Source organism: Janthinobacterium sp. SUN118, assembly GCF_030397695.1.
GTDB lineage: Bacteria > Pseudomonadota > Gammaproteobacteria > Burkholderiales > Burkholderiaceae_D > Janthinobacterium.
In genome coordinates, this window is sequence record NZ_JAPUBV010000001.1 from 1,535,113 (window position 1) to 1,556,740 (window position 21,628).

The following is a 21,628-nucleotide window of genomic DNA, read 5'->3' on the forward strand; positions in this document are numbered from 1 at the left end:
CGATCTCTCGAATAATAACGATTAAGGTTCATCATGGCGGGGCAACTCCTCAACCCTAACCTCCTTCTTGCCGTACCGCTGGCGCCGCTGGCCGGTGCCGCGATTGCAGGCTTGCTTGGCACCCAGTTCCTGGGTAATTTGGTCGGACGCAAGACGTCGCATACCGCGACGATCCTGGGCGTACTGATCGCGTTCATCCTGTCCGTGCAGACGCTGCTGGCAGTGATGGATGGCGCGACATTCAATGGCACGATCTATAACTGGATGACGATCGGCACCCTGAAGATGGAAGTGGGCTTCCAGATCGATTCGCTGTCGGCGATGATGATGTGCGTGGTCACCTTCGTGTCGCTGATGGTGCATATCTACACGATCGGCTACATGAAGGACGACGAAGGCTACAACCGCTTCTTCGCCTACATCTCGCTGTTCACGTTCTCGATGCTGATGCTGGTCATGGCCAACAACTTCCTGCAACTGTTCTTCGGTTGGGAAGCCGTGGGTCTGGTCTCTTACCTCTTGATCGGTTTCTGGTACCAGCGTCCGACGGCCATCGTGGCCAACATGAAGGCTTTCCTCGTCAACCGCGTGGGTGACTTCGGCTTCATCCTGGGCATCGGCCTGCTGCTGGCGTTTGCCGGCACCATGAACTACCAGGAAGTATTCGCCAAGAAAGACGAACTGGCGCTGCTGACGATGCCAGGCACCGACTGGGCACTGCTGACCGTGGCCTGCATCTGCCTGTTCATCGGCGCGATGGGCAAGTCGGCCCAGTTCCCGCTGCACGTGTGGCTGCCTGACTCGATGGAAGGTCCTACCCCGATCTCGGCACTGATCCACGCCGCGACGATGGTGACGGCCGGTATCTTCATGGTCTCGCGCATGTCGCCGCTGTTCGAATTGTCCGACACGGCACTGTCCTTCATCCTGGTGATCGGCTCCATCACGGCGCTGTTCATGGGCTTCCTGGGCATCATCCAGAACGACATCAAGCGCGTCGTCGCTTACTCGACCCTGTCGCAGCTGGGCTACATGACGGTGGCGCTGGGTTCGTCCGCGTACTCCGTGGCCGTATTCCACCTGATGACGCACGCATTCTTCAAGGCACTGCTGTTCCTGGGCGCCGGTTCCGTCATCATCGGCATGCACCACGACCAGGATATCCGCAACATGGGCGGCCTGCGCAAGTATATGCCGATCACGTGGATCACTTCCCTGATCGGTTCGCTGGCCCTGATCGGCACGCCGCTGTTCTCCGGCTTCTACTCGAAAGACAGCATCATCGAAGCCGTCGAAGCGACGCACATCTGGGGTGCTGGCTTTGCCCAGTTCGCCGTGCTGGCCGGCGTGTTCGTCACCGCGTTCTACTCGTTCCGCATGTATTTCCTCGTCTTCCACGGCAAGGAACGTTTCGGCCAGGCGCATGCCCACGGTCACGACGACCATCACGCACCGAAGGCGGCCCATGGCGCGCACGGCGATGCGCATGACGACCATCACGAAGAGGAAGAGGACGACCACGGCCACCATGGCCTGGAACCTGGCCAGAAGCCGCATGAATCCCCATTCGTCGTGTGGTTCCCGCTGGTGATGCTGGCGATTCCTTCGCTGATCATCGGCTACCTGACGATCGGCCCGATGCTGCATGGCGATTTCTTCAAGGGCGTGATCTTCGTCGGCGAAAACCATCCAGCAATGGAAGAGTTGTCGCATGAATTCCACGGCGCGATGGCGATGGCGATCCACGGCCTGTCGACCGCACCGTTCTGGCTGGCATTGTCCGGCGTGGTGGCAGCCTACTACTGCTACATGGTCAACCCGCGTGTACCGGCCTGGTTCTTTGCCAAGTTCCACGCGATCCACACCCTGCTGGACAACAAGTACTACATGGACAAGTTCAATGAAGTCGTGTTCGCCGGCGGTGCCCGCTTGCTGGGTAATGGCCTGTGGAACTTCGGTGACAAGAAGCTGATCGATGGCCTGCTGGTCAACGGTAGCGCCAAGGTCGTCGCCTGGCTGTCCTCGCTGTCGCGAGTGCTGCAGACCGGCTACATCTATCACTATGCATTCGTGATGATCCTGGGCGTGCTGGGCTTCCTGATCTATTTCCTGCCATTCTGGCCCGCTAAGTAAGCTGACCTGATAAAAGAATACTGAGAACCATGATGCAGTCTACGATTTCTACACTACCTCCTTACCTGAGTCTGTCGATCTGGGTGCCGATCATTTGCGGCGTCCTGGTCCTGGCTCTCGGCCGTGACAGCAAAGCGGGCTTTACCCGCTGGCTGTCGCTGGCCGGCGCGGTGCTCAGCATGCTGTGCACCTGGCCGCTGATCCAGCATTTCGACAACGCCGCGCACGGCATGCAATTCGTCGAAAAAGCGCCGTGGATCGAAACCTTCAATATCTGGTACTCGCTGGGTATCGATGGCCTGTCGCTGTGGTTCATCCCGCTGACGGCCTTCATCACGGTCATCGTCGTCATTTCGGCCTGGCAAGTGATCGAGAAGCGCATCGCCCAGTACATGGGCTCCTTCCTGATCCTGTCTGGCCTGATGATCGGCGTGTTCTGCGCGCTCGACGGCTTGCTGTTCTACTTCTTCTTTGAAGCAACCCTGATCCCGATGTTCATCATCATCGGTATCTGGGGCGGCTCGAACCGCGTGTACGCGTCGTTCAAGTTCTTCCTGTACACCTTCTTCGGTTCGCTGCTGACCCTGGTTGCCATCATTTACCTGCGCAATGTGTCGGGTACCTTCGACATCCTGGCCTGGCATGCATTCAAGCTGACGATGAACGAGCAGATCTTCATCTTCCTGGCCTTCCTGATGGCGTTTGCCGTCAAGGTGCCGATGTTCCCGGTCCATACGTGGTTGCCGGACGTCCACGTGGAAGCGCCAACGGGCGGTTCCGCCGTGCTGGCCGCCATCATGCTGAAACTGGGCGCCTACGGCTTCCTGCGTTTCTCGCTGCCGATCACGCCGGACGCCAGCCACTACCTGTCGGGCTTCATGATCGCGCTGTCGCTGATCGCCGTGATTTACATCGGTCTGGTTGCCCTGGTGCAAACCGACATGAAAAAACTGGTCGCCTATTCGTCGATCGCGCACATGGGCTTCGTGACCCTGGGCTTCTTCATGTTCAACGACATCTCGGTGCAGGGCGGTATCGTGCAGATGATCTCGCACGGCTTCATCTCCGGCGCGATGTTCCTGTGCATCGGCGTGCTGTATGACCGCATGCATACCCGTAACATCGCCGACTACGGCGGCGTCGTGAACCGCATGCCGAAATTTGCCGCCTTCTTCGTGCTGTTCTCGATGGCCAACTGCGGCTTGCCAGCCACTTCCGGCTTCGTCGGCGAGTTCATGGTGATCCTGGGCGCGGTGAAATACAACTTCTGGATCGGCTTGCTGGCTGCAACGGCACTGATCTGGGGCGCGGCGTACTCGCTGTGGATGGCCAAGCGCGTGGTGTTCGGCAAGATCAAGAACAAGCATGTGGCCGAACTGACCGATATCAACAAACGTGAATTCTTCATGCTTGCTGTACTGGCCATCGCCGTGCTCGTAATGGGTCTGTACCCAGCCCCGTTCACCGACACGATGCAAACTTCGGTTGCCGACCTGCTGCAGCATGTCGCCATCAGCAAGTTGCCTTAAATAGAAGACCGATAACATGACTAATGCACCTAATCTGGTACCGCTGTACGCGGAAATCTTTCTGCTGATCGCCACGTCGGCGCTCTTGCTGATCGATATGTTCTTGCCTGCGGCGAAGCGTTCCATCACCTATGTGCTGGCCCTGCTGACCCTGGCCGGCTGCGCCTTGCTGACCGTGGGCGACTTCAACGCGGGCACCACCGTCTACACGTTCCACAATATGTTCGTGTCGGACCCGATGTCGCAGTTGCTGAAACTGTTCTCGTACGGCGCCGTGGCGCTGACCCTGATCTATTCGCGTGCCTATGCCACCGACCGCAACATGCTGTCGGGTAACCTGGGCGGCGAGTTCTACGTGCTGGCCCTGTTTGCACTGCTGGGCCAGATGATCATGATCTCGGCCAACAACTTCCTGATCATCTACCTGGGTCTGGAACTGATGTCGCTGTCGCTGTACGCGCTGATCGCTTTGCGCCGTGACAATGCCAAGGCCACGGAAGCGGCCATGAAGTACTTCATCCTGGGCGCGCTGGCTTCCGGTTTCATGTTGTACGGTATCTCGATGCTGTACGGCGCCTCCGGCACGCTGGACCTGGGCGAACTGCGCGTGGCGCTGGAAAGCGGCAAGACCAATGGCACCATCATGGTCTTCGGCCTGGTATTCCTCGTTGCCGGCCTGGCCTTCAAACTGGGCGTCGTGCCATTCCACATGTGGGTGCCTGACGTGTATCAAGGTTCGCCGACGGCCGTGACCCTGCTGCTGGGCGGCGCGCCGAAACTGGCCGCGTTCGCCATCACCCTGCGCCTGCTGGCCGAAGGTTTGCTGCCGATGGCGCATGACTGGCAGCAAATGCTGCTGGTGCTGGCCGTGATGTCGCTGGCCATCGGTAACTTCACCGCCATCGCGCAAACCAACCTGAAGCGCATGCTGGCGTACTCGACCATCGCGCAAATGGGCTTCGTGCTGCTGGGCCTGCTGTCGGGCACCGTCGACGCACCGAACAACACCCTGAACGCGGCTGGCGCAGCCACGGCCTACGGCGCCTCGATGTACTACGTCATCACCTATGTGTTCACCACCCTGGGTACCTTCGGCGTGATCATGTTGTTGGCACGTAATGGTTTCGAAGCGGAAGAACTGGCCGACTTCAAGGGCCTGGGCAAACGCAGCCCGATCTTCGCGCTGGTGATGACCCTGTTCATGTTCTCGCTGGCCGGCGTGCCGCCGCTGATGGGCTTCATGGCCAAGTACTCGGTGCTCGCTTCCGTGCTGGCCACGGGCCAGCTGTGGCTGACCATCGCCGCCGTGCTGTTCTCGCTGATCGGCGCCTTCTACTACCTGCGCGTCGTGAAGATGATGTGGTTCGACGAGCCGACGGATTCGAATGCGCTGGTCGTGCATGGCGACATGCGCGTCGTGCTGGCACTGAATGGCGTGTTCGTCCTGGCACTGGGCGTGATGCCGAACAGCATCCTGGCGGCCTGCGCTTCGGCCATCACCAAGACCCTGGCGTCCTGACCGATGGATGTCACCGTCTCGAGTTGGCTGGTGATCGCCCTGGGCATCCTGGGTGCCAACCTGCCTTTCTTTAACGAGAAACTGTTTGCCGCCGTGCCCCTGAAGCGCAGCGCGCAGGCGGCAGGCGGCAAAGGCTGGCGCAAGCCGCTGGCGCTGCGCCTGCTGGAGATGGTGATCCTGTATTTCATCGTCGGCGCCGTGGCGTTTGCGCTCGAAGCGCGCATCGGCAACGGTTTCCCGCAGACGTGGGAGTTCTACGCCATTACCGGATGCCTGTTCCTGGTGCTGGCCTTTCCCGGCTTCGTCACCCGCTACCTGCGCAAACGCCGTTAGCAGCAACGACCGAAAGCGGCGCCTCTGGCGCCGTTTTTTTTTATTGAGCATAATCAATGTATGGATACTCAACGCATGGATACGAATTTGACTGAAACCAAGGTGGACGGCGAGGTCGTCTACCAGGGCGGCTTCCTGCGCGTGCAGCGCGACCGCGTGACCCTGCCCGATGGCAAGATCACGGCGCGTGAATTCATCCTGCACCCGGGTGCCGTCGTCATCCTGCCGCTGCTCGACGATGGCACGGTGCTGATGGAGCGCCAGTACCGCTATCCGCTGGAGCGCGTCTTCATTGAATTCCCGGCTGGCAAGATCGACGCGGGCGAAAGCCACCTGGCCTGCGCCCGGCGCGAGCTGCTGGAAGAGACGGGCTACACGGCGACAAGCTGGCAATTCGTCTCGACCATCCACAACGCCATCGCCTACTCGGACGAGCACCTGGAACTGTTCCTGGCGCGCGGCCTCGTGGCGGGCGAACGCCGGCTCGACGACGGCGAATTCCTGGAAACCTTCACGGCGACGGTTCCCCAGTTGCTGGACTGGGTGAAGGATGGCACGATCACCGACGTGAAGACCGTCATCGGCATCTTCTGGCTCGACAAGATTACCAGTGGCGCCTGGCAAGCGGCTTGATCTTGCGCATGCGCCGGCCCGCTCTCCTGCTGCTTGCCTGTGCCAGTCTGGGTGCGCAGGCCGCGCCGCGCACGCCGTTCCAGGTGCGCTGCGAAGACACGATCAGCAAGACGGTGTCGGTGCTGACGGCGCAGCAGCATGGCTATAGCGTCGACACGCACCTGTCTTACAAGGCCTTGACGGCGATGAAGGGCGTGGCGCGCGGCAATACCTGGGTGCTGGGACTGACGAAGACGGATTCGCAGGTGCGCATCGCGCTGGCCGGTCCCATGCTGCAGGACCCCGCCAGCGGCTACGAATGCGTGGCGCCGCAGATTACCGTGAGCCTGACGTATGCGCCCGTGGTGATCTACATCGGCCGCGAGTTCGCCCCCGGTACCTGCGCGTATGATGAGATACTCGCGCATGAGCTGCGGCACATGCAAACGTATATGGAACATTTGCCGCGCGTGGAAAAGACCGTGCGCGCGGCGCTCGACAAACGCTTCGAGGCGCGTCCCCTGTACGCGCCCAGCGGTACGGCGAAGGCCGCGCTGGCGCGCGAGATCGATACGGGCTGGTTGCCGTATATCAAGGCGGAGATGCGCAAGGTGGAAATCTTGCAGGCTGCCATCGATTCGCCGCAGGAATATGCGCGCCTGGGCAAGGCATGCAAAGGCGAGATCCAGGCTATTCTGGCAGGCAAGGCGGCGCCGGCGCAACAGAGCAAGTAGTACGGCAAGCCCAAATAAGGAGTGGCATGACAGTAACAACGAATTCCCCGCGTAATTTTGCGCTGATCCCCGCCGCCGGCGTGGGCGCGCGCATGGAGGCGGGCAGTCCCAAGCAATACCTGCCCATCGCGGGCAAGCCCATGCTGCGCCACGCGCTCGACGCCTTTCTCGCCAGCCCCCTGATCGCGCACACCTATGTGGTGGTCAGCGCGGACGATAGCGTGATCGATGCGGTGGTGCCGCAGCAGGGCGTGGACCATGGCGTGACCGTGCTGCGCTGCGGCGGCGCCACGCGCATGGAGACCATCCTGAACGCCTTGCGGGCGTTGCACGCCAGCATAGGCGCGGCCGACCAGGTGCTCGTGCACGATGCAGCGCGTCCCGGCCTGACGCCGGCGCTGATCGAAAAACTCATCCGCGAAGTGGGCGACCATGCGGCCGGCGGCTTGCTGGCCTTGCCCGTGGTCGACACGGTCAAGCGGGCCGGGCCGGCCAACGCATCGGCGCAGACCGTGCCGCGCGACGGCCTGTGGCTGGCGCAGACGCCGCAGATGTTCCGCTATGCCTTGCTGCACCGGGCCTTGTCCGAAGCCCCCGACCCGCTGGCCATCACGGACGACGCCAGCGCCGTCGAAGCGCTGGGCCTGGCGCCCAAACTGATCGAAGGCCACCCGCGCAACCTGAAGGTGACCCTGCCGCGCGACATTCACACGGCCGAGCTGTACCTGGCTAACCCTGGCATTTGAAAGAAATTTACATGAACACGACGACTCCAGTACTCCCGTTCCGCATCGGCCAGGGCTATGACTGCCACGCGCTGGTGGAAAACCGCGACCTGATCATCGGCGGCGTGAAGATTCCCCATCACCTGGGGCTGCTCGGCCACTCCGACGCCGACGTGCTGCTGCACGCCATCACGGACGCGCTGTTCGGCGCGGCCGCGCTGGGCGACATCGGCCGCCATTTCCCCGACACGGATGCGCAATTCAAGGGCGCCGATTCGCGCACGCTGCTGCGCGAAGCCGTGCGCCGCGTGCAGGCCACCGGCTACAGCATCGGCAATGTCGACGCCACCATCATCGCCCAGCGCCCGAAGATGGCGCCGCACATCGCCGCCATGTGCGCGAACGTGGCCGAAGACCTGGGCGTGAGCGTGAGCCAGGTCAACATCAAGGCCAAGACGAATGAAAAGCTGGGCTACCTGGGCCGTGAAGAAGGCATCGCGGCCGAAGCCGTGGCCTTGCTGCTGCGCGCCTGAGCGTACCCGGCAGCCCCTTGTAATGATTTCTGAGGATTAATGTTACCTGCTATATCACCGATCGCATGAGAACGGCGGCGCACCCGCCGTGTAATCCATGTTATTTTTAGAGGGCGGCGCGATGGCAGAAATCATCCGGCCGCCTTTTTTCATTCAGACAGGAGAATTCCGGATGCCAACCATCAAGCGCACACACCTTGCCACCGCACTGCTGCTGGGAGTCTTCGCGGCCGGCGCCATGCCCGCCCATGCCGAACTGCTAGCGACGGGCGAACCACCGGCGGCGAAACAGCAATGGAAGGCCGTCACCGTGGCCGAAGGCGTGCGCCAGCCATGGGGCATCGCCTGGCTGGGCGAGGGGAGGGCGCTGGTCACCAGCAAGCAGGGCACCTTGCATCTGCTCAGTGGCAAGAGCTTCGCCGACGTGGCGCTGCAAGGCATGCCCAAAGTGTTTACGGGCGGGCAGGGCGGCCTGCTCGATATCGTGTTGCACCCGCAGGATGCGGGCAAGCCGAATCCGCGCGTGTACATGACGGTGTCGACGGGCACGAATGACGCGAACCGCACGACCCTCGTGCGCGGCGTGTTCGACGGCAAGAAGGTGACGGGCATCCAGACCCTGTTCCAGGTGGCCACCGACAAGAGCGGCGGCCAGCATTTCGGTTCGCGCCTGCTGTGGCTGCCGGATGGCACTTTGCTGATGAGCGTGGCCGATGGCGGCAATCCGCCGCTGCGCATCGGCGACCGGCTGGCGCGCGAGCAGGCGCAAAACCTGGCCACGCACCAGGGTTCCATCCTGCGCCTGACGGACGAGGGCAAGCCGGCGCCCGGCAATCCTCTGGCCGCCAAGGGCGCGCTGCCGGAAATCTGGTCGTATGGCCACCGCAACGTGCAGGGACTGGCGCTCGATCCCGTTTCGGGCCGCGTGTGGGCCACCGAGCACGGTCCGTATGGCGGCGACGAGCTGAACCTGGTGGTAGCGGGCGGCAACTACGGCTGGCCGCTGCAAAGCTATGGCGCCGACTACCAAACGCATGAGCCGGTCGGCAAGCACGAGGTGGCCGGCATGCTCAATCCGAGCGTGGCCTGGGTGCCGTCGCCGGCGCCGTCGGGGCTGGCCGTCTACACGGGCGACAAGATACCCGTCTGGCGCGGCAGCATCTTCAGCGGCGGCCTGGCGTCCAAGGATATCCGCCGCATCGCCGTCGATGCCAGCGGCAAGGTGACGGGGCAGGACCGCCTCGCCATCGGCGCGCGCGTGCGCGACGTGCGCCAGGGGCCGGACGGCTATCTGTATGCGCTGACGGATGAAGACAACGGCAAGTTGCTGCGCATCGTGGCGCAGTAACACGGCAGGCGCCGTCTTCGCTTAAGATGGCGCCTTTATTCAAGACAAGGTGGCGGCATGGCCCGTGATACTTATGCATACCGGCACGTTGCCGTCGAATCGCGCGATATCCGCGGCAAGGTGGAAATGCGTCCCGTGCCGGGCCAGGCCTTTTCGCCGGAGCTGGCCGTGCAATGCTCGCGCCGCCTGGCGGACTTGCAGCGCTATCCGCTGGGTAGTCGCTTTTTGCTGTTCGCCAAGCTGACGGACCGCCTGGGCGGCACGCCCTTCCTGTATGCGTATCACGGCGATGCGGACGTCTTGATGACGCCGGCCGAGGTGATAAAATTCCTCGGCGAATTTCGCCGCGGCCGCATCTGACCCAGTTTGCCGCCTAGGCTTTGCAGGCTGCGGAGCCGGCTGGCGCCTGGGCGCTCGCTGCGGCCTTGCCGAAGAGGGCGATCGTCAAGGCGCAGCCGAGCGCGAACAGGCCACCCACCACCATGGCGCTCGTTACGCCCAGCTGATCGACGGCCATGCCGCCGAGCAGGGCGCCGGAGGCCAGCGATACCTGCACGATGGCCACGAAGAGCGCGCTGCTGCCTTCCATCAGGTGCGGCGCCGCCTTGAACATCCACGTCTGCACGGCAATCGGCATGGCGCCGAAACCGAAGCCCCACACGGCCACCAGCAGCATGGCGGTAATGGAGTGGCTGCCGAACGCGGCCAGCGCCAGGGTGGACAGGCCCAGCACGGCGCCCGTCACCACCAGGGTCGGGCGTTCGTGGCGGCCGGCGGCCCAGCCGCCCGCGAGGTTGCCGATGAAGCCAGAGGCGCCATACACGAGCAGCATGGCGCTGACGGTGCCGGCGGCCAGGTGCGACACTTGCGTGAGGAAGGGCGCGATATACGTGTAGGCGGCGAACTGGCCCGTAAAGAGCATGGCCGTGGCGATCAGGCCCAGCCTGGCCTTGCGGATGCCGAAGATCATCGGCAGCTGGCGCAAGCGGATGGCTTGCGTGGGCGGCAGCCTGGGCAGCAGCCACAGCTGGCCGATGAAGACGAGCACGGCAATGGCGCTGGCCGCGCCGAAGGCCACCCGCCAGCCCACGAGCTCGCCGACCAGCGCGCCGGCCGGCACGCCCGCCACCGTGCCCAGCGAGACGCCGGCAAAGATGATGGACATGGCGCGCGACGCATGCTGCGGCGCCACCAGGCGCGGGCCGATGGCGCTGCCGATGGCCCAGAATCCGCCCACGCCCACGCCCAGCATGGCGCGTCCCAGCAGGATCGCGCCATACGACGGCGCCAGCGCCACCAGCAGGTTCGAAGCGACCAGCAGCGCCGTCAGGGCCAGCAGCACGATGCGGCGGTCAAGGCGGCCCGAGCCGATGGTGACGAAGATGGCGGCAAACGCGGCAACGATGCCGGGCGTGGTGATCATCAGGCCCGCCTGGCCCTTGCTGATGGCCAGTTCGGCCGCCATGGCCGGCAGCAGGCCGACGGGCAGGAATTCGGACGTGACGAGGGCGAAGGCGCCTATGCCGACGGATAATACGGCCAGCCACGGTGCCACGGTGGTATCGTCGCCGGCGATGGACGTGCTTGCCTGGGAGGAGGAGTTGGGGGATGCTTGCATAATGGGTTCCTGAAAAGCCGAAAGGTTTTTAACCGGTCGGTATATAATAGCGGGAAATGGACATCGTTGTCATAATTTTTTACCGGTCGGTATGAAACTAGAAAAAACAGCTGAGGCAGGCAAGGCAAAAACGGGCCGGCCGCGTACGTTCGACGCGGACGAGGCGCTCGATTGCGCCATGAAAGTGTTCTGGGAAAAAGGCTATGAAGGCAGCTCGCTGCCCGAATTGACGAAAGCCATGGGCATGAACCGGCCCAGCCTGTATGCCGTCTTCGGCAACAAGGAGCAGCTGTTCCACAAGGCGCTCGAGCGCTACAGCGACACGCGCATGCAGTTTTTCGATGCGGCGCTGGAACAGCCGACGGCGCGCCAGGTGGTGGAAGCGTTGCTGACGCAATATGTCGATGCGCAAACCATGCCGGACGGCCCGCACGGCTGCATGGGCGTGAATGCGGCGCTCGCCTGCAGCGACGACGCCTTGCCGATCCGCGATGAATTGTTTGCGCGCCGCCTGCGCGGCGAAATCAAGCTGCGCGACCGCTTGCGGCGCGCCAGGGAAGAGGGGGATTTGCCTGCCGATTCCTGCCCGGAGCAGCAGGCGCGCTTTGTCGTGACCCTGTCGCAGGGCATGGCCATCCAGGCCGCCGCCGGGGTCTCGCGCGAGCAATTGCAGCAGATGGTCGGCTTGTTGTTGCGCAACTGGCCGCTGTAGCCGGCAGTCTTACCCGGCCTGGTCGATGGTCTTGGCCAGGTCGCCGGGCGCCTTGCGCCGCCAGGCGGCCGTCAGGGCGGCGGCCAGCATGTCCAGTTCCGCATCCGCCAGGCGTACCGTGATGCCTGCCAGGCGCTCGCCCCACCACAGCTTTTCGCAGCCGGACGGCGTGATGACGGTGGCGATGTGCGCTGCTTCCGCATCGAGCAGCACGTTGATGTGCTCGTCGTCGGGCAGGGTCGCGAAGATCTTCCCGCCCACGCGGAAGGCCGGACGGTCGTGGTGTTCTTCCTCGCTCGTGTCGGGAAACGACAGTGCCAGATAGCGTAGTTCTTCCAGGTCGACCATTTCCTCTTTCCCCCTCATCGGACAGATAGCAGTGTGTATGCATTTTGCCATGCTGTTTCGCCGCGTGGTGCGGCAACATGCGAAAAGAAATGCGCGCGATGCGACAGTATCGGGCTGGTCTGTGGTGTCGCCGCGACACGCCATGCGCCGTCGCCATGGGGGCCTGGCCCTTGCGCCAGAGTGGCGGGCGGCACTTTTTCCATGCCGGGAAGGGGATTGTCAGAAAAATATCTTTCATGGTTAAAAGAAAAATACTTTTCTTCTAGGGAATTTAAGATAGAATACATTCATCGACTTACCTGACCCGTCAACTGTCTGGCCTTGTCCCGGGAACCCGAACCCTTTCCAGGACGCTTGCAGTGCCGCCATGGCACGCTGCAAGTCCGCATGATCACGCGGAAGTTCACGCCCCCGACCGCTCATCCTTGCAATTTAGCGCGCTACGCCGACACGCCTCAATGCAGCGTGTATTCAGCTCCAGCGCTCCCTGCTGCGCCCACTGAATACTTACTTACTGGATACCATCATGAAAAACTTGCCTAAACTCGCCCTGTCCCTGATCGCTGTCGGTGTGTTTGCCCACGCGAACGCCAGCACCATCACCCTGTCCACCGGCTACTCGGGCGCCGGCGCGCAAAGTTCCGCCGCCGACTACCAGTCCGTGGTGAATGCCGCCGTGGCCACGCCAGGCGCCGGCTATGGCTCGACGACGATCGCCAGCTACAACAACGTCAATAACAGCAGCCTGTTCGGCAGCGGCTCGAACATCGCCTTCAAGTCGGTGATCAACTTTGGCGTCAGCGCGGCCGATGCGGGCGCCTGGAGCTTCCGCAGCGGCGTCGACTTCGGCAAGGGCGGCGCCCTGTTCCTCGACGGCGTGGCGCTGGACTTCAAGAACAACGACATGTGGTGGGCCGGTAACTACAATAATGGCAGCCAGTTCCTCAGCGGTTCGGGCACCCTGGCGGCCGGCAACCATACCCTGAGCATCTACGGCCTGGAAGGCTGCTGCGATGGCGGCCAGCAAGTGCAGTTCAAGGCGGGCAACAACAATTTCGCCAGCTTCGGCGCCAATGACGGTTTGATCTCGGCTGTTCCTGAACCAACCACCTACGCCATGCTGCTGATCGGCCTGGGCTTGCTGGGCTTTACGGCGCGCCGCAAACAGGAAGCCAAGTTCTAAGCTGGTATCGTCGATCTCGCCGCGCCTGACGGCGCGCGATAAAAAAAGCCCGCCGGTCTGCAAGGACACGGCGGGCTTTTTGCATGCTGGCGCACCGATGCGCTTACTCGTCGCTGTCGTCCTCGTCGTCGCCCTTGGCGGACTTGCCGCGCTCGGCATCGACGGCGCGCTGCAGGCTGGCCGCATCGCGGAAGAAGGCGTCCGTCGTGTGATTCGGGCTCAGGCGCAAGGCGGGCGGGTAGATCGCGGACATATAGGGCTCGTCGGCCAGGCGGCCGCTGATCTGCAGGTTGCTCAGTAAAATCAGGGTCGAGCCGATGATGGCCAGCACCACGGCCACGAGGGCGAAGCGGCGCGGGTGCTGCGGCTTGATCGTGCACAAATGGTAGTAGATCATCGCGCAGACGATGACGATGAACATATGCCGTCCGTAGCGCGTCAGCGCTTCGAGCGAGAACGCGTACGCCGCCATGTTGCTGGCCAGTTCCCACACTTCCATGGCCAGCAAGCCGCAGCCGATGATGAACAGGTGGCGGCCGAAGCGCGCCACATGGCCGAACAGGCGGTTCGCCACGGCCCAGACGGATGCCCACACGAGGCCGCCGGCCAGCGCGTAGGCGATGATCATCAGGTAGGTGATCGGGTCGAAGGCTTCCGCGTCGCCGAGCCAGTTGCTGAAGGCGGCCGAGGCGCCGATCATGGCCAGGCCGGCCATGGCGGGGCGCAAGCCTTCCCAGTTGTGCATGGTGGTGTCGCCCAGTTCGGGCGCCACCGGATGGTCGCTGGCGCGCACGCGCAGGCGCGTGTGGCCCAGGCGCACGATGCTGTCGCCCGTCATGGCCACTTGCACTTGCCGCTGGCCGCGGTGGATCACGCCATTCTGGCTGCCCAGGTCGCGCAGCAGCAGGCCGCCCGCGCCGTCGTCCTCGATGACGGCGTGGCGGGCGGCCGTGTGCGCGTCGTCGAGGATGAAGTCATTGTCGTAGCCGCGGCCGATGCGGATCGGCAGGGCGGCCATGCGCTGGCGCTGCTGCACTTCGCCGTTCTCGGCGAGGATTTCGAGGAAATAGGGAGGCATCATGGCTTGCGACCGCCGGTGGTGGAGGGCGCGCGCGACAGCGCCTCGAGGAAGGTGCGCGTGACGCGCATGCCGTTGGCGTAGGACACGCCGCGCGCGTCGATGCGGCTTTGCAGGCTCATCAGTGGTGCATCGGCGCTGGCGGCCAGCAGGGCAAAGTCGTACAGGCCCGTAAACTTGCGATAGGCGCGCACGCACAGGACGGCGCGCAGGGGCAGGGTGGTGTTCTTAACGAATTGTTCGGTGCAATGGGGACCCGTCAGGTGCACGCTCTTGTAGCTGCCGAAACTTTCATTCTTGAACGAGGCGCTGGCCAGTTCGGAAAAACGCAGTGCGCCCAGTTCGTTGCTGCGCAGGAATTCGTGGCGCATCGACACTTGCCCCGTCTGCAGGGCGCCGGAGATGAAGATGGCCGATTCCATGGCGCAGCTGGTGTTGTCGAGCATATACGGTTTGTCGGACTTCACGTTGGAGCGGCCCCAGCAGCGCATCTGGTCGGATTCGCGCACGGGCACGCGGTACGGGCCCATGGCTTTCAGGCTCAGCGGCGTGTCCAGCAGGCGCGCCAGCATGACTTCCTGGTGCGCCAGCAGCTGCGCCGTCACCAGCGGCTTGAAGTCTTTCGGCGGCTTGCCCTGTTTCGCCACCTTGTCCAGCAATTGCTGGGCGTAGCGGGCGGGCACGAGGAAGCTGACCAGTTCGCCATCGAGGCGTTTCGACACGTTCACGCCGGCCACGTCGCCATTCGCGGTGACGCTGGGGCCGCCGCTCATGCCGGAATTGATCGGTCCCGTAAACATCAGCTGGTCATAGAAGCTGCGCGTGACGACGCCGTTGTACGAGCCTTCCGAAATGGCGAAGCCCAGGTCCAGCGGATTGCCCATCGAATACAGGTACTGGCCCTGCGTCAGCGGTGCCAGCTGCTCCGGCATCTTGAAGAAACCCGTGCCGTGGCGGTTTACGCGCAGCACGGCGAGGTCGTGCAGCACGTCGACGGCCAGCAATTCCACGTTGCCGCGCTGGCCGCCGGTATCCACCCATTCGCCCACATAGGTATCGGGGTCGAGCGCGAATTGCGACACGACGTGATAGTTGCTCACCACCAGGTCGCCCGTGCCGATCAAGAAGCCCGAGCCGACGGACGACTGCGTGCGGCCGTTCTTCAGCAGCACGCGCACTTGCAGGATGTCGGCGCGCGCCGCCGTGTACAGCTTTTGTGCGGCCGACGAGGGCGGCGGCAGGGCCGCATGTTCGGTGGCGGCGGGCGCGGCGGTGGCCGGCGGCGGCTTGACGGGGGGCGTGGCGGGAGCTGGGGCGGCGGGAGCCGGGGATGCCGGGGCCGCCTGTGCGCCTGCGGCGGCGCACAGGCCGGCCAGCAAGAAGGCGAAGTTAGATAATTTCATGCATCCTTTGTGCGTGAGCAGGAGCGAAGCTGGCGCGGGCCGGCGCGGCACACACGCTGCGCCGGCCCGGGCGATTACAGGGCGCCGTCTTCCAGCGCCGGCGCCGTTTCCGGCGTCATCATGTGACCGAGCTTGCTTTGCTTGGTATTCAGGTAGTGCTGGTTGAACGCATTGCGGTTGACCAGCAGCGGTACCCGTTCGGCCACCGTGATGCCCAGTGCTTCCATGGCCGCGATCTTGCGCGGGTTGTTGGTCATCAGGCGCAGGCTGTGGATGCCGAATTGCGCAAACATGGGCTTGCACAGGGTGTAGTTGCGCGCATCGGCCTTGAAGCCCAGCTGTTCATTCGCCTGCACCGTGTCGGCGCCCGCTTCCTGCAGGCGGTAGGCGCGGATCTTGTTGATCAGGCCGATGCCGCGTCCTTCCTGGCGCAGGTACAGCAGGATGCCGCGGCCTTCCTCGGCGATGCGTTTCAGCGCGCCTTCGAGCTGGGCGCCGCAGTCGCAGCGCTGCGAAAACAGCACGTCGCCCGTCAGGCACTCGGAATGCACGCGCGCCAGCACGGGGTCGCCATTGCCGATATCGCCCAGCACCATGGCCAGGTGTTCCTTGCCCGTGGCGTGCTCGACAAAGGCGTGCAGGGTGAACTGGGCCCACGGCGTCGGCAGTGCGCAGGAAGTCGTGTAATCCAATTCGCCTGTCGCCAGGATGTCTGCGCCGCTTTGCATGGTTGTGCTCATATAAGTAATTGTCAAAAATAAAAGGCGCGCGACACCACTCCGGTGCCGGCGCGCCTTGCCATCATACCAAAAAGCAGGGAAACGTTTTCCCTGGCTGCCATTCGGTGCTTGCAATGTCTGGTGATGGGCCTTACTTAGGGGCACTTCATTGTTTTACAAGGTGGATGGCGGGCCTCGTCCGTCGCCTGCCGCCGCCAGTGCGCGCAAGCGGCAATGGCGGCACAGGCACACGCTAGGCACGGACCATCAGCTGCCGATGCGTCCGCCGTCGTTCTTGGTGATCACGATGGTGGCCGAGCGCGGCCGCTTGCCGGCGCCATAGCCCGCGTTGGCCGGCCACTGGCTCGTGTACTTCGACGGGTCGCCGATATTCGCCAGCGACGTGGTTTCGCCCGGATGCTGGATGTTGATGAACATGGTCTTGCCATCGGGCGTTTCGCTGATGCCCGTGATTTCCGAGCCGACCGGCCCCACGAGGAAGCGCTTGAGCGTGTCGGCCGTGGGTTTCTTGCCGATGAAGGTGTCGACCGCCAGGTTGCCGCCGGCCGCCGTGGCGTAGTTCAGCGTGGACTTGGCGCCATCGCCGACCTTGCCCGGGATGGCCGCCAGCATCATGCAGTTGGTGACGTCCGTGTACGCGCCATCGTCGGTCTGGATCCAGCAGATGCCGGTGTAGGGGCTGAATGCCAGGCCGTCCGGGCTCGAGAAATCCTGGTCGGCCGTCAGGTTCGACAGGTTGATCTTGCTGGCGTCGGCGCCGCTCTCGGCGCCAAACAGGTAGACATCCCAGGTAAAGCTGGTGGCCGCGGCCGCGCCCGTGCCTTCCTTGAAGCGGATGATATGGCCGTTCGGATTGCCGTTCTGCGCGCTGCTGCCCTTCATGTCCGTGTAGGCGCGCGGGTTGGCGCTGTCCGGTGCCAGCTGCGACGAGCCGCTCGGATTGACGGTGCGGTTCGAATTGTTGGTCAGCGTGTAATAGATCTCGCCATTGGCCGGGTTGACCGAGCACCATTCCGGGCGGTCCATCTTCGTCGCGCCCACGGCGTCGGCCGCCAGGCGGGCGTTGACCAGCACGTCGGCCAGGTCGGCGAACTTGTAGGCGCCGTAAGCCTGGATCAGCGCGTTCGACATGGCCAGCTCGATCCACTGGCCCGTGCCGTCGGCGGCCAGCTTGGCCACGTACAGCTTGCCCGAGTCGAGGTATTTGTCGCCGGTGGCGATGCGGTCGGCCGGGTTGGCATCGGCGGCGGCCCAGACGGCCGCCGTGACGAACTTGTAGATGTATTCGTTGCGCGAATCGTCGCCCATGTAGACGGCCAGCTGCTGGCCCACGGCCGGCACGCTGAAGGCGGCGCTTTCGTGCGCGTAGCGGCCCAGCGCCGTGCGCTTGCGGATGGGGCGGGTCTTGTCGTACGGGTCCATCTCGACGATGTAGCCCATGCCGTTCAATTCATTGCGGTAGTCGTCGCTGCCGTTGGCCGAGGCGCCAATCTTGCTCAGGTTCCAGCGCGCGTACTTGTCGTCGCTGCCGCCCGTTTCCCAGCCGTGGCGCGAGGCGCCGCCCTGGCTGCGGCCATAGCGGTTCAGCGAAGCGACGGACTTGTCGCCGCGCGCGGCGTTGTCGCTGGCCGAGCGCGTGAAGTAGCCGGCCCAGTTTTCTTCGCCGGAGAGGTAGCTGCCCCATGGCGATTTGCCCGTGCCGCAGTTGTTGATGGTGCCGCGCGTCTTGGTGCCGGTCGGCGAATACTTGGTCACCATCAGGGCGTTGCCGCGTGCCGGGCCGGAGATCTCGATGTCCGTCAGCGGCGTGACGCGGCGGTTGAACGCGGAATCGTTGACGGTGGCCCAGGTGCTGCCCGTCTTCTTCACTTCGACCACGCTCAGGCCGTGGACGGCCACTTCCTTGTCGACTTCGGCGGCGGGGCGCGGCAGCGAGGTGGTGCCGCCGTTCACGTGCAGGAAGTGCGAGGACAGTTTTTCGTCCGTGGTCGCTTCGTGGTTCATCGCCAGCAAGCCCCGTTCGGCGCCGGACGCCAGCGGCGCGCCGGCGGCGGAGAGGCCGTAGTATTCCATACCGTCGTGGTGGTCGCCGGCGCGGTTGTCGAAATCGGTGTCGGTGCCGTCGTTCTTGTAGGCCGGGGTGGCCGCGCGCAGCGAGTCGCCCAGCGCATACAGGGCGGTGGCCGTGTAGCCGGCCGGCACCGACACGACGTCGGCCAGGCTTTTCGGCACGGCGGTAAACGCCAGCAGTTTTTCGGGCGTCGGCGTCGGCGTGACGGCGACCGCATCGCTGCCGCCGCCGCAAGCGGACAGGCCCATCGAACCCATGACGGCGGTAGCGGCCGTGACGGCGCTGCCGCGCAGCCAGTTGCGGCGGCTCAGGCGGGCGTTCAGGATGCTGTTGAAGTGGTTGTCGTGGGACGCGTTGCTGTCAATGTCGTTCAGATCGGTGGCGCGGATGGCCAGATCGTTGGGCTTGTTCATGGGCTGCGATGTCCTGTGGTTGCGTGATTAAATGGCAACCGCATGATAGTCAGTGTATGTGACAGCGCCGTGTCAGTTTGATGACGGCAAGGTGACAGGCTGCAGGCCGGGCGGGCCGCGTCCGTGACGGGCCCGTTCGATCCGGCAGCCCGGCGCTTACCTGGCCTGGCGAAAACCGCGTTCCACCAGCAAGAGCATGCCGCCGAAGATGGACAGATTCTTCAGGAAGTTCGTCAGCTGGTCCTGGAAGTGGGCCGCATCGGCGCTCCAGAAGGCGTGGAAGATCACGGTGGTCGGGATCAGGAACAGCGCCAGGGCCAGCGCCGCCCAGCGCGCCTGCCAGCCTGTGATCAGCAGCAAGCCGCCACCCACTTCCAGCGCGATCACGCCGACCAGCAGGATATTTGCCAGCGGCAAGCCCTGGCTGGCCATGTAGCCGGCCACGCCCGCAAAGCCGCCGATTTTCAGCAAGCCCGAGACAAAGAACAGCACGCCAAGGGCGGCGCGGCCGGCGGGGTACAGCAGATCGGTGTTATTTTTCATGGTAGTCCAGTTGTTTTTATCAGGATGTGAGGTCGATGTGCGGCGCCTGGCCCAACCGTAGCGGGCATCGCAGGGTGCGATGCGCAGCAGGTTTGGCCAGGTACCATCATTTAGGCAAGTCGAACAGCAGGAATTCCGCGTCTTCCGCCTGGGTCACTGTCACGGCCGCTTCCTGCGTCAGCTTCAGCGCATCGCCCGCCTTCAAGGCCACGCCATTGACCACCAGGCTGCCGCGGATCAGGTGCACATAGGCGCAGCGGCCGTCTTCCAGCGCATGTGCCAGCTGCTCGCCTTCCTGCAGGATGCTGGCGTAGATGGCCGCGTCCTGGTGGATCAGCACGGAACCCTGGCGGCCGTCGCCCGAGGCGATCAGGCGCAGCTTGCCCCGTTTGCTGTCTGGCGAAAAATGCTTCTCTTCATAGCTGGGGGCAATGCCCGTCACGTTCGGCTGTATCCAGATCTGCAGGAAGTGCAGGCCGTCCGCGTTGGAATGGTTGAACTCGCTGTGACGCACGCCGCTGCCGGCGCTCATGCGCTGCACGTCGCCGTAATGCAGGACGGAACCGGTGCCCATGCTGTCCTTGTGTTCGAGCGCGCCGTCGAGCACGTACGAAATGATTTCCATGTCGCGGTGGCCGTGCGTGCCGAAACCCTGTCCTGGCGTGACCCGGTCTTCATTGATCACCAGCAGCGGACCAAACCCCATGTGTTTCGGATCGTGATAGCTGCCGAAGGAAAAGCTGTGATGGGAATTGAGCCAGCCGTGGTTGGCGGCGCCGCGTTCTTCGCTATGACGAATCTGTAACATGGTGGACTCCGTTTCTATAAGTTAATGTGCGATAATTTCGAAGGTTGCTTGTGCGGCGACTGCCGTGGCACCTTTGCTGCCCTTCGCTGTACGATGGAGAAAGTATAGGCCCGTCAGCCGAGAAAGAAAAACGGAAAATCTACCACCTTATGATCGAAAAAATCGAATGTTAAGACTGAGCCTGGAAGCCCTGCAAATCGTCGACGCCATCGACCGCCGCGGATCGTTCTCGTCGGCCGGCAAGGAGTTGCATAAAGTCCCGTCCACCATTTCCTATACGGTGGCCAAGCTGGAGGATGACCTGGGCGTGCAGGTGTTCCAGCGCAATGGCCCGAAAGTCGTGCTGACGGCGGCCGGCCAGGAATTGCTGAAGGAAGGGCGCTACCTGCTGAAGGCGGCGCAGGACCTCGAGCACCGCGTGCGCCGCGTGGCCTCGGGCTGGGAGACGGAACTGGCCATCGGCATCGATTCCATGTTTTCCACCGTGGCCCTGGCCGAGGACGTGCGCGCCTTTTACGGCGTGGCGCAGCAGACGCGCTTGCGCCTGGCGCAAGATACGCTGTCGGGCACGTGGGAAGCGCTGCTGGACCGCCGCGTCGACTTGCTGGTGGGCGCGCCCGGCGACGGGCCGGCCGGCGGCGGCTATATCGCGCAGCCGATCGGCATGCTCGATTTCGTCTTTGCCGTGGCGCCCACGCACCCGCTGGCGCTGCTGCCCGGACCGCTGTCGCGCGGCGACCTGCAGCATCACCGCGCCGTCGTGGTGGCCGATTCGGCGCGCCAGATGGCGCCGCGCACGGTGGGCCTGCTGCTGGGGCAAGATGCCTTGAGCGTGCCGAACATGCAGGTCAAGTTCGACTACCAGGTGCTGGGGCTGGGCTTCGGCTTCCTGCCGGGACCATGCGCGCGGGCCGCCATCGCGCGCGGCCTGCTGGTGGAAAAAGCCGTGGAAGAGCCGAAACCGTCGGAAACGTTTTACCTGGCCTGGCGCGTCGGCGAGGATGGCGCCGCGCTGCGCTGGTGGATGGCGCGCATGCGCGAACCGGACGTGTTCGCCCGCCTGGCGCAGCATTTGCCGGGGCGTGCCTGAACGGCACGCGGGCGGGCTTGTGTCATTCTGTCATGCTTGCAAAATGTTGACATAAGCCAACATTTTCAGGTTACCATATTCATAGTATAAAGATAGTATTCCTGCCCGACCTCCATGCCCCATAGTGGGATTTTGATGATTACACAGACCGCAGC

The 21,628-nt window shown here is 63.6% G+C and carries 22 protein-coding genes; 13 read left to right on the forward strand and 9 right to left on the reverse strand.

Translation table 11 applies throughout. From position 1 onward, the window contains the following. The first annotated feature begins 33 nt into the window (after window positions 1–33). The 10 genes from nuoL to O0880_RS07070 all read left to right on the forward strand — a co-directional run bounded on the left by nuoL (window position 34) and on the right by O0880_RS07070 (window position 9,826). The gene (nuoL, locus tag O0880_RS07025; RefSeq protein ID WP_152257083.1) at window positions 34–2,133 is read left to right on the forward strand and encodes an NADH-quinone oxidoreductase subunit L; all 2,100 of its coding nucleotides are present in this window, start codon (window positions 34–36) and stop codon (window positions 2,131–2,133) included. A 29-nt stretch (window positions 2,134–2,162) separates the two neighbouring features. Then, complete coding sequence (locus O0880_RS07030; protein WP_071322791.1) at window positions 2,163–3,662, forward strand: NADH-quinone oxidoreductase subunit M; 1,500 nt, start codon at window positions 2,163–2,165, stop codon at window positions 3,660–3,662. Window positions 3,663–3,678: 16 nt separating this feature from the next. Then, window positions 3,679–5,181, forward strand: coding sequence for an NADH-quinone oxidoreductase subunit NuoN (gene nuoN / locus O0880_RS07035; protein WP_071322792.1), 1,503 nt, complete (start codon window positions 3,679–3,681; stop codon window positions 5,179–5,181). A 3-nt stretch (window positions 5,182–5,184) separates the two neighbouring features. Continuing rightward, the gene (locus O0880_RS07040) at window positions 5,185–5,514 is read left to right on the forward strand and encodes a DUF2818 family protein (RefSeq protein WP_289885765.1); all 330 of its coding nucleotides are present in this window, start codon (window positions 5,185–5,187) and stop codon (window positions 5,512–5,514) included. A gap of 75 nt (window positions 5,515–5,589) precedes the next feature. Next, window positions 5,590–6,147: an NUDIX hydrolase gene (locus O0880_RS07045; protein ID WP_071322794.1), complete on the forward strand. Its 558-nt coding sequence runs from the start codon at window positions 5,590–5,592 to the stop codon at window positions 6,145–6,147. Window positions 6,148–6,155: 8 nt separating this feature from the next. Beyond that, window positions 6,156–6,860 carry a hypothetical protein gene (locus O0880_RS07050; RefSeq protein ID WP_289885766.1) on the forward strand — a complete coding sequence of 235 codons (705 nt, stop codon included), beginning with the start codon at window positions 6,156–6,158 and terminating at the stop codon, window positions 6,858–6,860. A gap of 26 nt (window positions 6,861–6,886) precedes the next feature. Then, window positions 6,887–7,606, forward strand: coding sequence for a 2-C-methyl-D-erythritol 4-phosphate cytidylyltransferase (gene ispD / locus O0880_RS07055; protein ID WP_289885767.1), 720 nt, complete (start codon window positions 6,887–6,889; stop codon window positions 7,604–7,606). An 11-nt stretch (window positions 7,607–7,617) separates the two neighbouring features. Then, window positions 7,618–8,118 (forward strand): 2-C-methyl-D-erythritol 2,4-cyclodiphosphate synthase, encoded by a 501-nt coding sequence (ispF, locus tag O0880_RS07060; protein WP_289885769.1) that lies wholly within the window; start codon window positions 7,618–7,620, stop codon window positions 8,116–8,118. Window positions 8,119–8,290: 172 nt separating this feature from the next. Further along, window positions 8,291–9,466 (forward strand): PQQ-dependent sugar dehydrogenase, encoded by a 1,176-nt coding sequence (locus O0880_RS07065; protein WP_289885770.1) that lies wholly within the window; start codon window positions 8,291–8,293, stop codon window positions 9,464–9,466. A gap of 57 nt (window positions 9,467–9,523) precedes the next feature. Further along, a complete protein-coding gene (locus O0880_RS07070; protein ID WP_289885771.1) occupies window positions 9,524–9,826 on the forward strand; it encodes a hypothetical protein in 303 nt (100 codons plus the stop codon). Between the two features lie 13 nt (window positions 9,827–9,839). Here the strand turns inward: O0880_RS07070 and O0880_RS07075 are convergent, their stop codons facing one another. Further along, window positions 9,840–11,084 carry an MFS transporter gene (locus O0880_RS07075; protein ID WP_289885773.1) on the reverse strand — a complete coding sequence of 415 codons (1,245 nt, stop codon included), beginning with the start codon at window positions 11,082–11,084 and terminating at the stop codon, window positions 9,840–9,842. A 91-nt stretch (window positions 11,085–11,175) separates the two neighbouring features. On the opposite strand from O0880_RS07075, the gene O0880_RS07080 reads away from it, so the two are divergent. Next, window positions 11,176–11,796, forward strand: coding sequence for a TetR/AcrR family transcriptional regulator (locus O0880_RS07080; RefSeq protein ID WP_071322800.1), 621 nt, complete (start codon window positions 11,176–11,178; stop codon window positions 11,794–11,796). 9 nt (window positions 11,797–11,805) lie between these two features. On the opposite strand, the gene O0880_RS07085 is transcribed toward O0880_RS07080, so the two are convergent. After that, a complete protein-coding gene (locus O0880_RS07085; protein WP_071322801.1) occupies window positions 11,806–12,144 on the reverse strand; it encodes an MmcQ/YjbR family DNA-binding protein in 339 nt (112 codons plus the stop codon). A 14-nt stretch (window positions 12,145–12,158) separates the two neighbouring features. Next, complete coding sequence (locus tag O0880_RS07090) at window positions 12,159–12,431, reverse strand: hypothetical protein (protein ID WP_289885775.1); 273 nt, start codon at window positions 12,429–12,431, stop codon at window positions 12,159–12,161. 239 nt (window positions 12,432–12,670) lie between these two features. Between O0880_RS07090 and O0880_RS07095 the strand changes: the two genes are divergently transcribed. Beyond that, entirely contained in the window at window positions 12,671–13,327 is a 657-nt protein-coding gene (locus O0880_RS07095; protein ID WP_071322802.1) for a CCXG family PEP-CTERM protein, read from the forward strand. 103 nt (window positions 13,328–13,430) lie between these two features. Here the strand turns inward: O0880_RS07095 and O0880_RS07100 are convergent, their stop codons facing one another. The 6 genes from O0880_RS07100 to O0880_RS07125 all read right to left on the reverse strand — a co-directional run bounded on the left by O0880_RS07100 (window position 13,431) and on the right by O0880_RS07125 (window position 20,383). Next, a complete protein-coding gene (locus tag O0880_RS07100; RefSeq protein ID WP_289885776.1) occupies window positions 13,431–14,408 on the reverse strand; it encodes an FHA domain-containing protein in 978 nt (325 codons plus the stop codon). Further along, window positions 14,405–15,808, reverse strand: a complete 1,404-nt coding sequence (locus O0880_RS07105) for a serine protease (protein ID WP_071322804.1) — start codon at window positions 15,806–15,808, stop codon at window positions 14,405–14,407. The genes O0880_RS07100 and O0880_RS07105 overlap by 4 nt, the downstream gene beginning before the upstream one ends. Window positions 15,809–15,882: 74 nt before the next feature. Then, window positions 15,883–16,536 carry a GTP cyclohydrolase II gene (ribA, locus tag O0880_RS07110; protein WP_071322805.1) on the reverse strand — a complete coding sequence of 218 codons (654 nt, stop codon included), beginning with the start codon at window positions 16,534–16,536 and terminating at the stop codon, window positions 15,883–15,885. A 258-nt stretch (window positions 16,537–16,794) separates the two neighbouring features. Next, entirely contained in the window at window positions 16,795–19,032 is a 2,238-nt protein-coding gene (locus O0880_RS07115) for a PhoX family phosphatase (RefSeq protein WP_289885777.1), read from the reverse strand. A gap of 156 nt (window positions 19,033–19,188) precedes the next feature. Next, window positions 19,189–19,575 (reverse strand): DoxX family protein, encoded by a 387-nt coding sequence (locus O0880_RS07120; protein ID WP_289885778.1) that lies wholly within the window; start codon window positions 19,573–19,575, stop codon window positions 19,189–19,191. A 106-nt stretch (window positions 19,576–19,681) separates the two neighbouring features. Beyond that, window positions 19,682–20,383: a pirin family protein gene (locus O0880_RS07125; protein WP_289885780.1), complete on the reverse strand. Its 702-nt coding sequence runs from the start codon at window positions 20,381–20,383 to the stop codon at window positions 19,682–19,684. A gap of 166 nt (window positions 20,384–20,549) precedes the next feature. On the opposite strand from O0880_RS07125, the gene O0880_RS07130 reads away from it, so the two are divergent. Next, on the forward strand, window positions 20,550–21,473 hold the full coding sequence (locus O0880_RS07130) for a LysR family transcriptional regulator (protein WP_071322809.1): 924 nt from the start codon (window positions 20,550–20,552) through the stop codon (window positions 21,471–21,473). The last annotated feature ends 155 nt before the right edge of the window (window positions 21,474–21,628 follow it).

What these genes read in the sequence shown, in the direction of transcription:
- nuoL (WP_152257083.1), top strand. Translation starts at nt 34, where the DNA reads ATGGCGGGGCAACTCCTCAACCCTAACCTCCTTCTTGCCGTACCGCTG.
- O0880_RS07030 (WP_071322791.1), top strand. Translation starts at nt 2,163, where the DNA reads ATGATGCAGTCTACGATTTCTACACTACCTCCTTACCTGAGTCTGTCG.
- nuoN (WP_071322792.1), top strand. Translation starts at nt 3,679, where the DNA reads ATGACTAATGCACCTAATCTGGTACCGCTGTACGCGGAAATCTTTCTG.
- O0880_RS07040 (WP_289885765.1), top strand. Translation starts at nt 5,185, where the DNA reads ATGGATGTCACCGTCTCGAGTTGGCTGGTGATCGCCCTGGGCATCCTG.
- O0880_RS07045 (WP_071322794.1), top strand. Translation starts at nt 5,590, where the DNA reads ATGGATACGAATTTGACTGAAACCAAGGTGGACGGCGAGGTCGTCTAC.
- O0880_RS07050 (WP_289885766.1), top strand. Translation starts at nt 6,156, where the DNA reads ATGCGCCGGCCCGCTCTCCTGCTGCTTGCCTGTGCCAGTCTGGGTGCG.
- ispD (WP_289885767.1), top strand. Translation starts at nt 6,887, where the DNA reads ATGACAGTAACAACGAATTCCCCGCGTAATTTTGCGCTGATCCCCGCC.
- ispF (WP_289885769.1), top strand. Translation starts at nt 7,618, where the DNA reads ATGAACACGACGACTCCAGTACTCCCGTTCCGCATCGGCCAGGGCTAT.
- O0880_RS07065 (WP_289885770.1), top strand. Translation starts at nt 8,291, where the DNA reads ATGCCAACCATCAAGCGCACACACCTTGCCACCGCACTGCTGCTGGGA.
- O0880_RS07070 (WP_289885771.1), top strand. Translation starts at nt 9,524, where the DNA reads ATGGCCCGTGATACTTATGCATACCGGCACGTTGCCGTCGAATCGCGC.
- O0880_RS07075 (WP_289885773.1), bottom strand. Translation starts at nt 11,084, where the DNA reads ATGCAAGCATCCCCCAACTCCTCCTCCCAGGCAAGCACGTCCATCGCC.
- O0880_RS07080 (WP_071322800.1), top strand. Translation starts at nt 11,176, where the DNA reads ATGAAACTAGAAAAAACAGCTGAGGCAGGCAAGGCAAAAACGGGCCGG.
- O0880_RS07085 (WP_071322801.1), bottom strand. Translation starts at nt 12,144, where the DNA reads ATGGTCGACCTGGAAGAACTACGCTATCTGGCACTGTCGTTTCCCGAC.
- O0880_RS07090 (WP_289885775.1), bottom strand. Translation starts at nt 12,431, where the DNA reads ATGTATTCTATCTTAAATTCCCTAGAAGAAAAGTATTTTTCTTTTAAC.
- O0880_RS07095 (WP_071322802.1), top strand. Translation starts at nt 12,671, where the DNA reads ATGAAAAACTTGCCTAAACTCGCCCTGTCCCTGATCGCTGTCGGTGTG.
- O0880_RS07100 (WP_289885776.1), bottom strand. Translation starts at nt 14,408, where the DNA reads ATGATGCCTCCCTATTTCCTCGAAATCCTCGCCGAGAACGGCGAAGTG.
- O0880_RS07105 (WP_071322804.1), bottom strand. Translation starts at nt 15,808, where the DNA reads ATGAAATTATCTAACTTCGCCTTCTTGCTGGCCGGCCTGTGCGCCGCC.
- ribA (WP_071322805.1), bottom strand. Translation starts at nt 16,536, where the DNA reads ATGCAAAGCGGCGCAGACATCCTGGCGACAGGCGAATTGGATTACACG.
- O0880_RS07115 (WP_289885777.1), bottom strand. Translation starts at nt 19,032, where the DNA reads ATGAACAAGCCCAACGATCTGGCCATCCGCGCCACCGATCTGAACGAC.
- O0880_RS07120 (WP_289885778.1), bottom strand. Translation starts at nt 19,575, where the DNA reads ATGAAAAATAACACCGATCTGCTGTACCCCGCCGGCCGCGCCGCCCTT.
- O0880_RS07125 (WP_289885780.1), bottom strand. Translation starts at nt 20,383, where the DNA reads ATGTTACAGATTCGTCATAGCGAAGAACGCGGCGCCGCCAACCACGGC.
- O0880_RS07130 (WP_071322809.1), top strand. Translation starts at nt 20,550, where the DNA reads ATGTTAAGACTGAGCCTGGAAGCCCTGCAAATCGTCGACGCCATCGAC.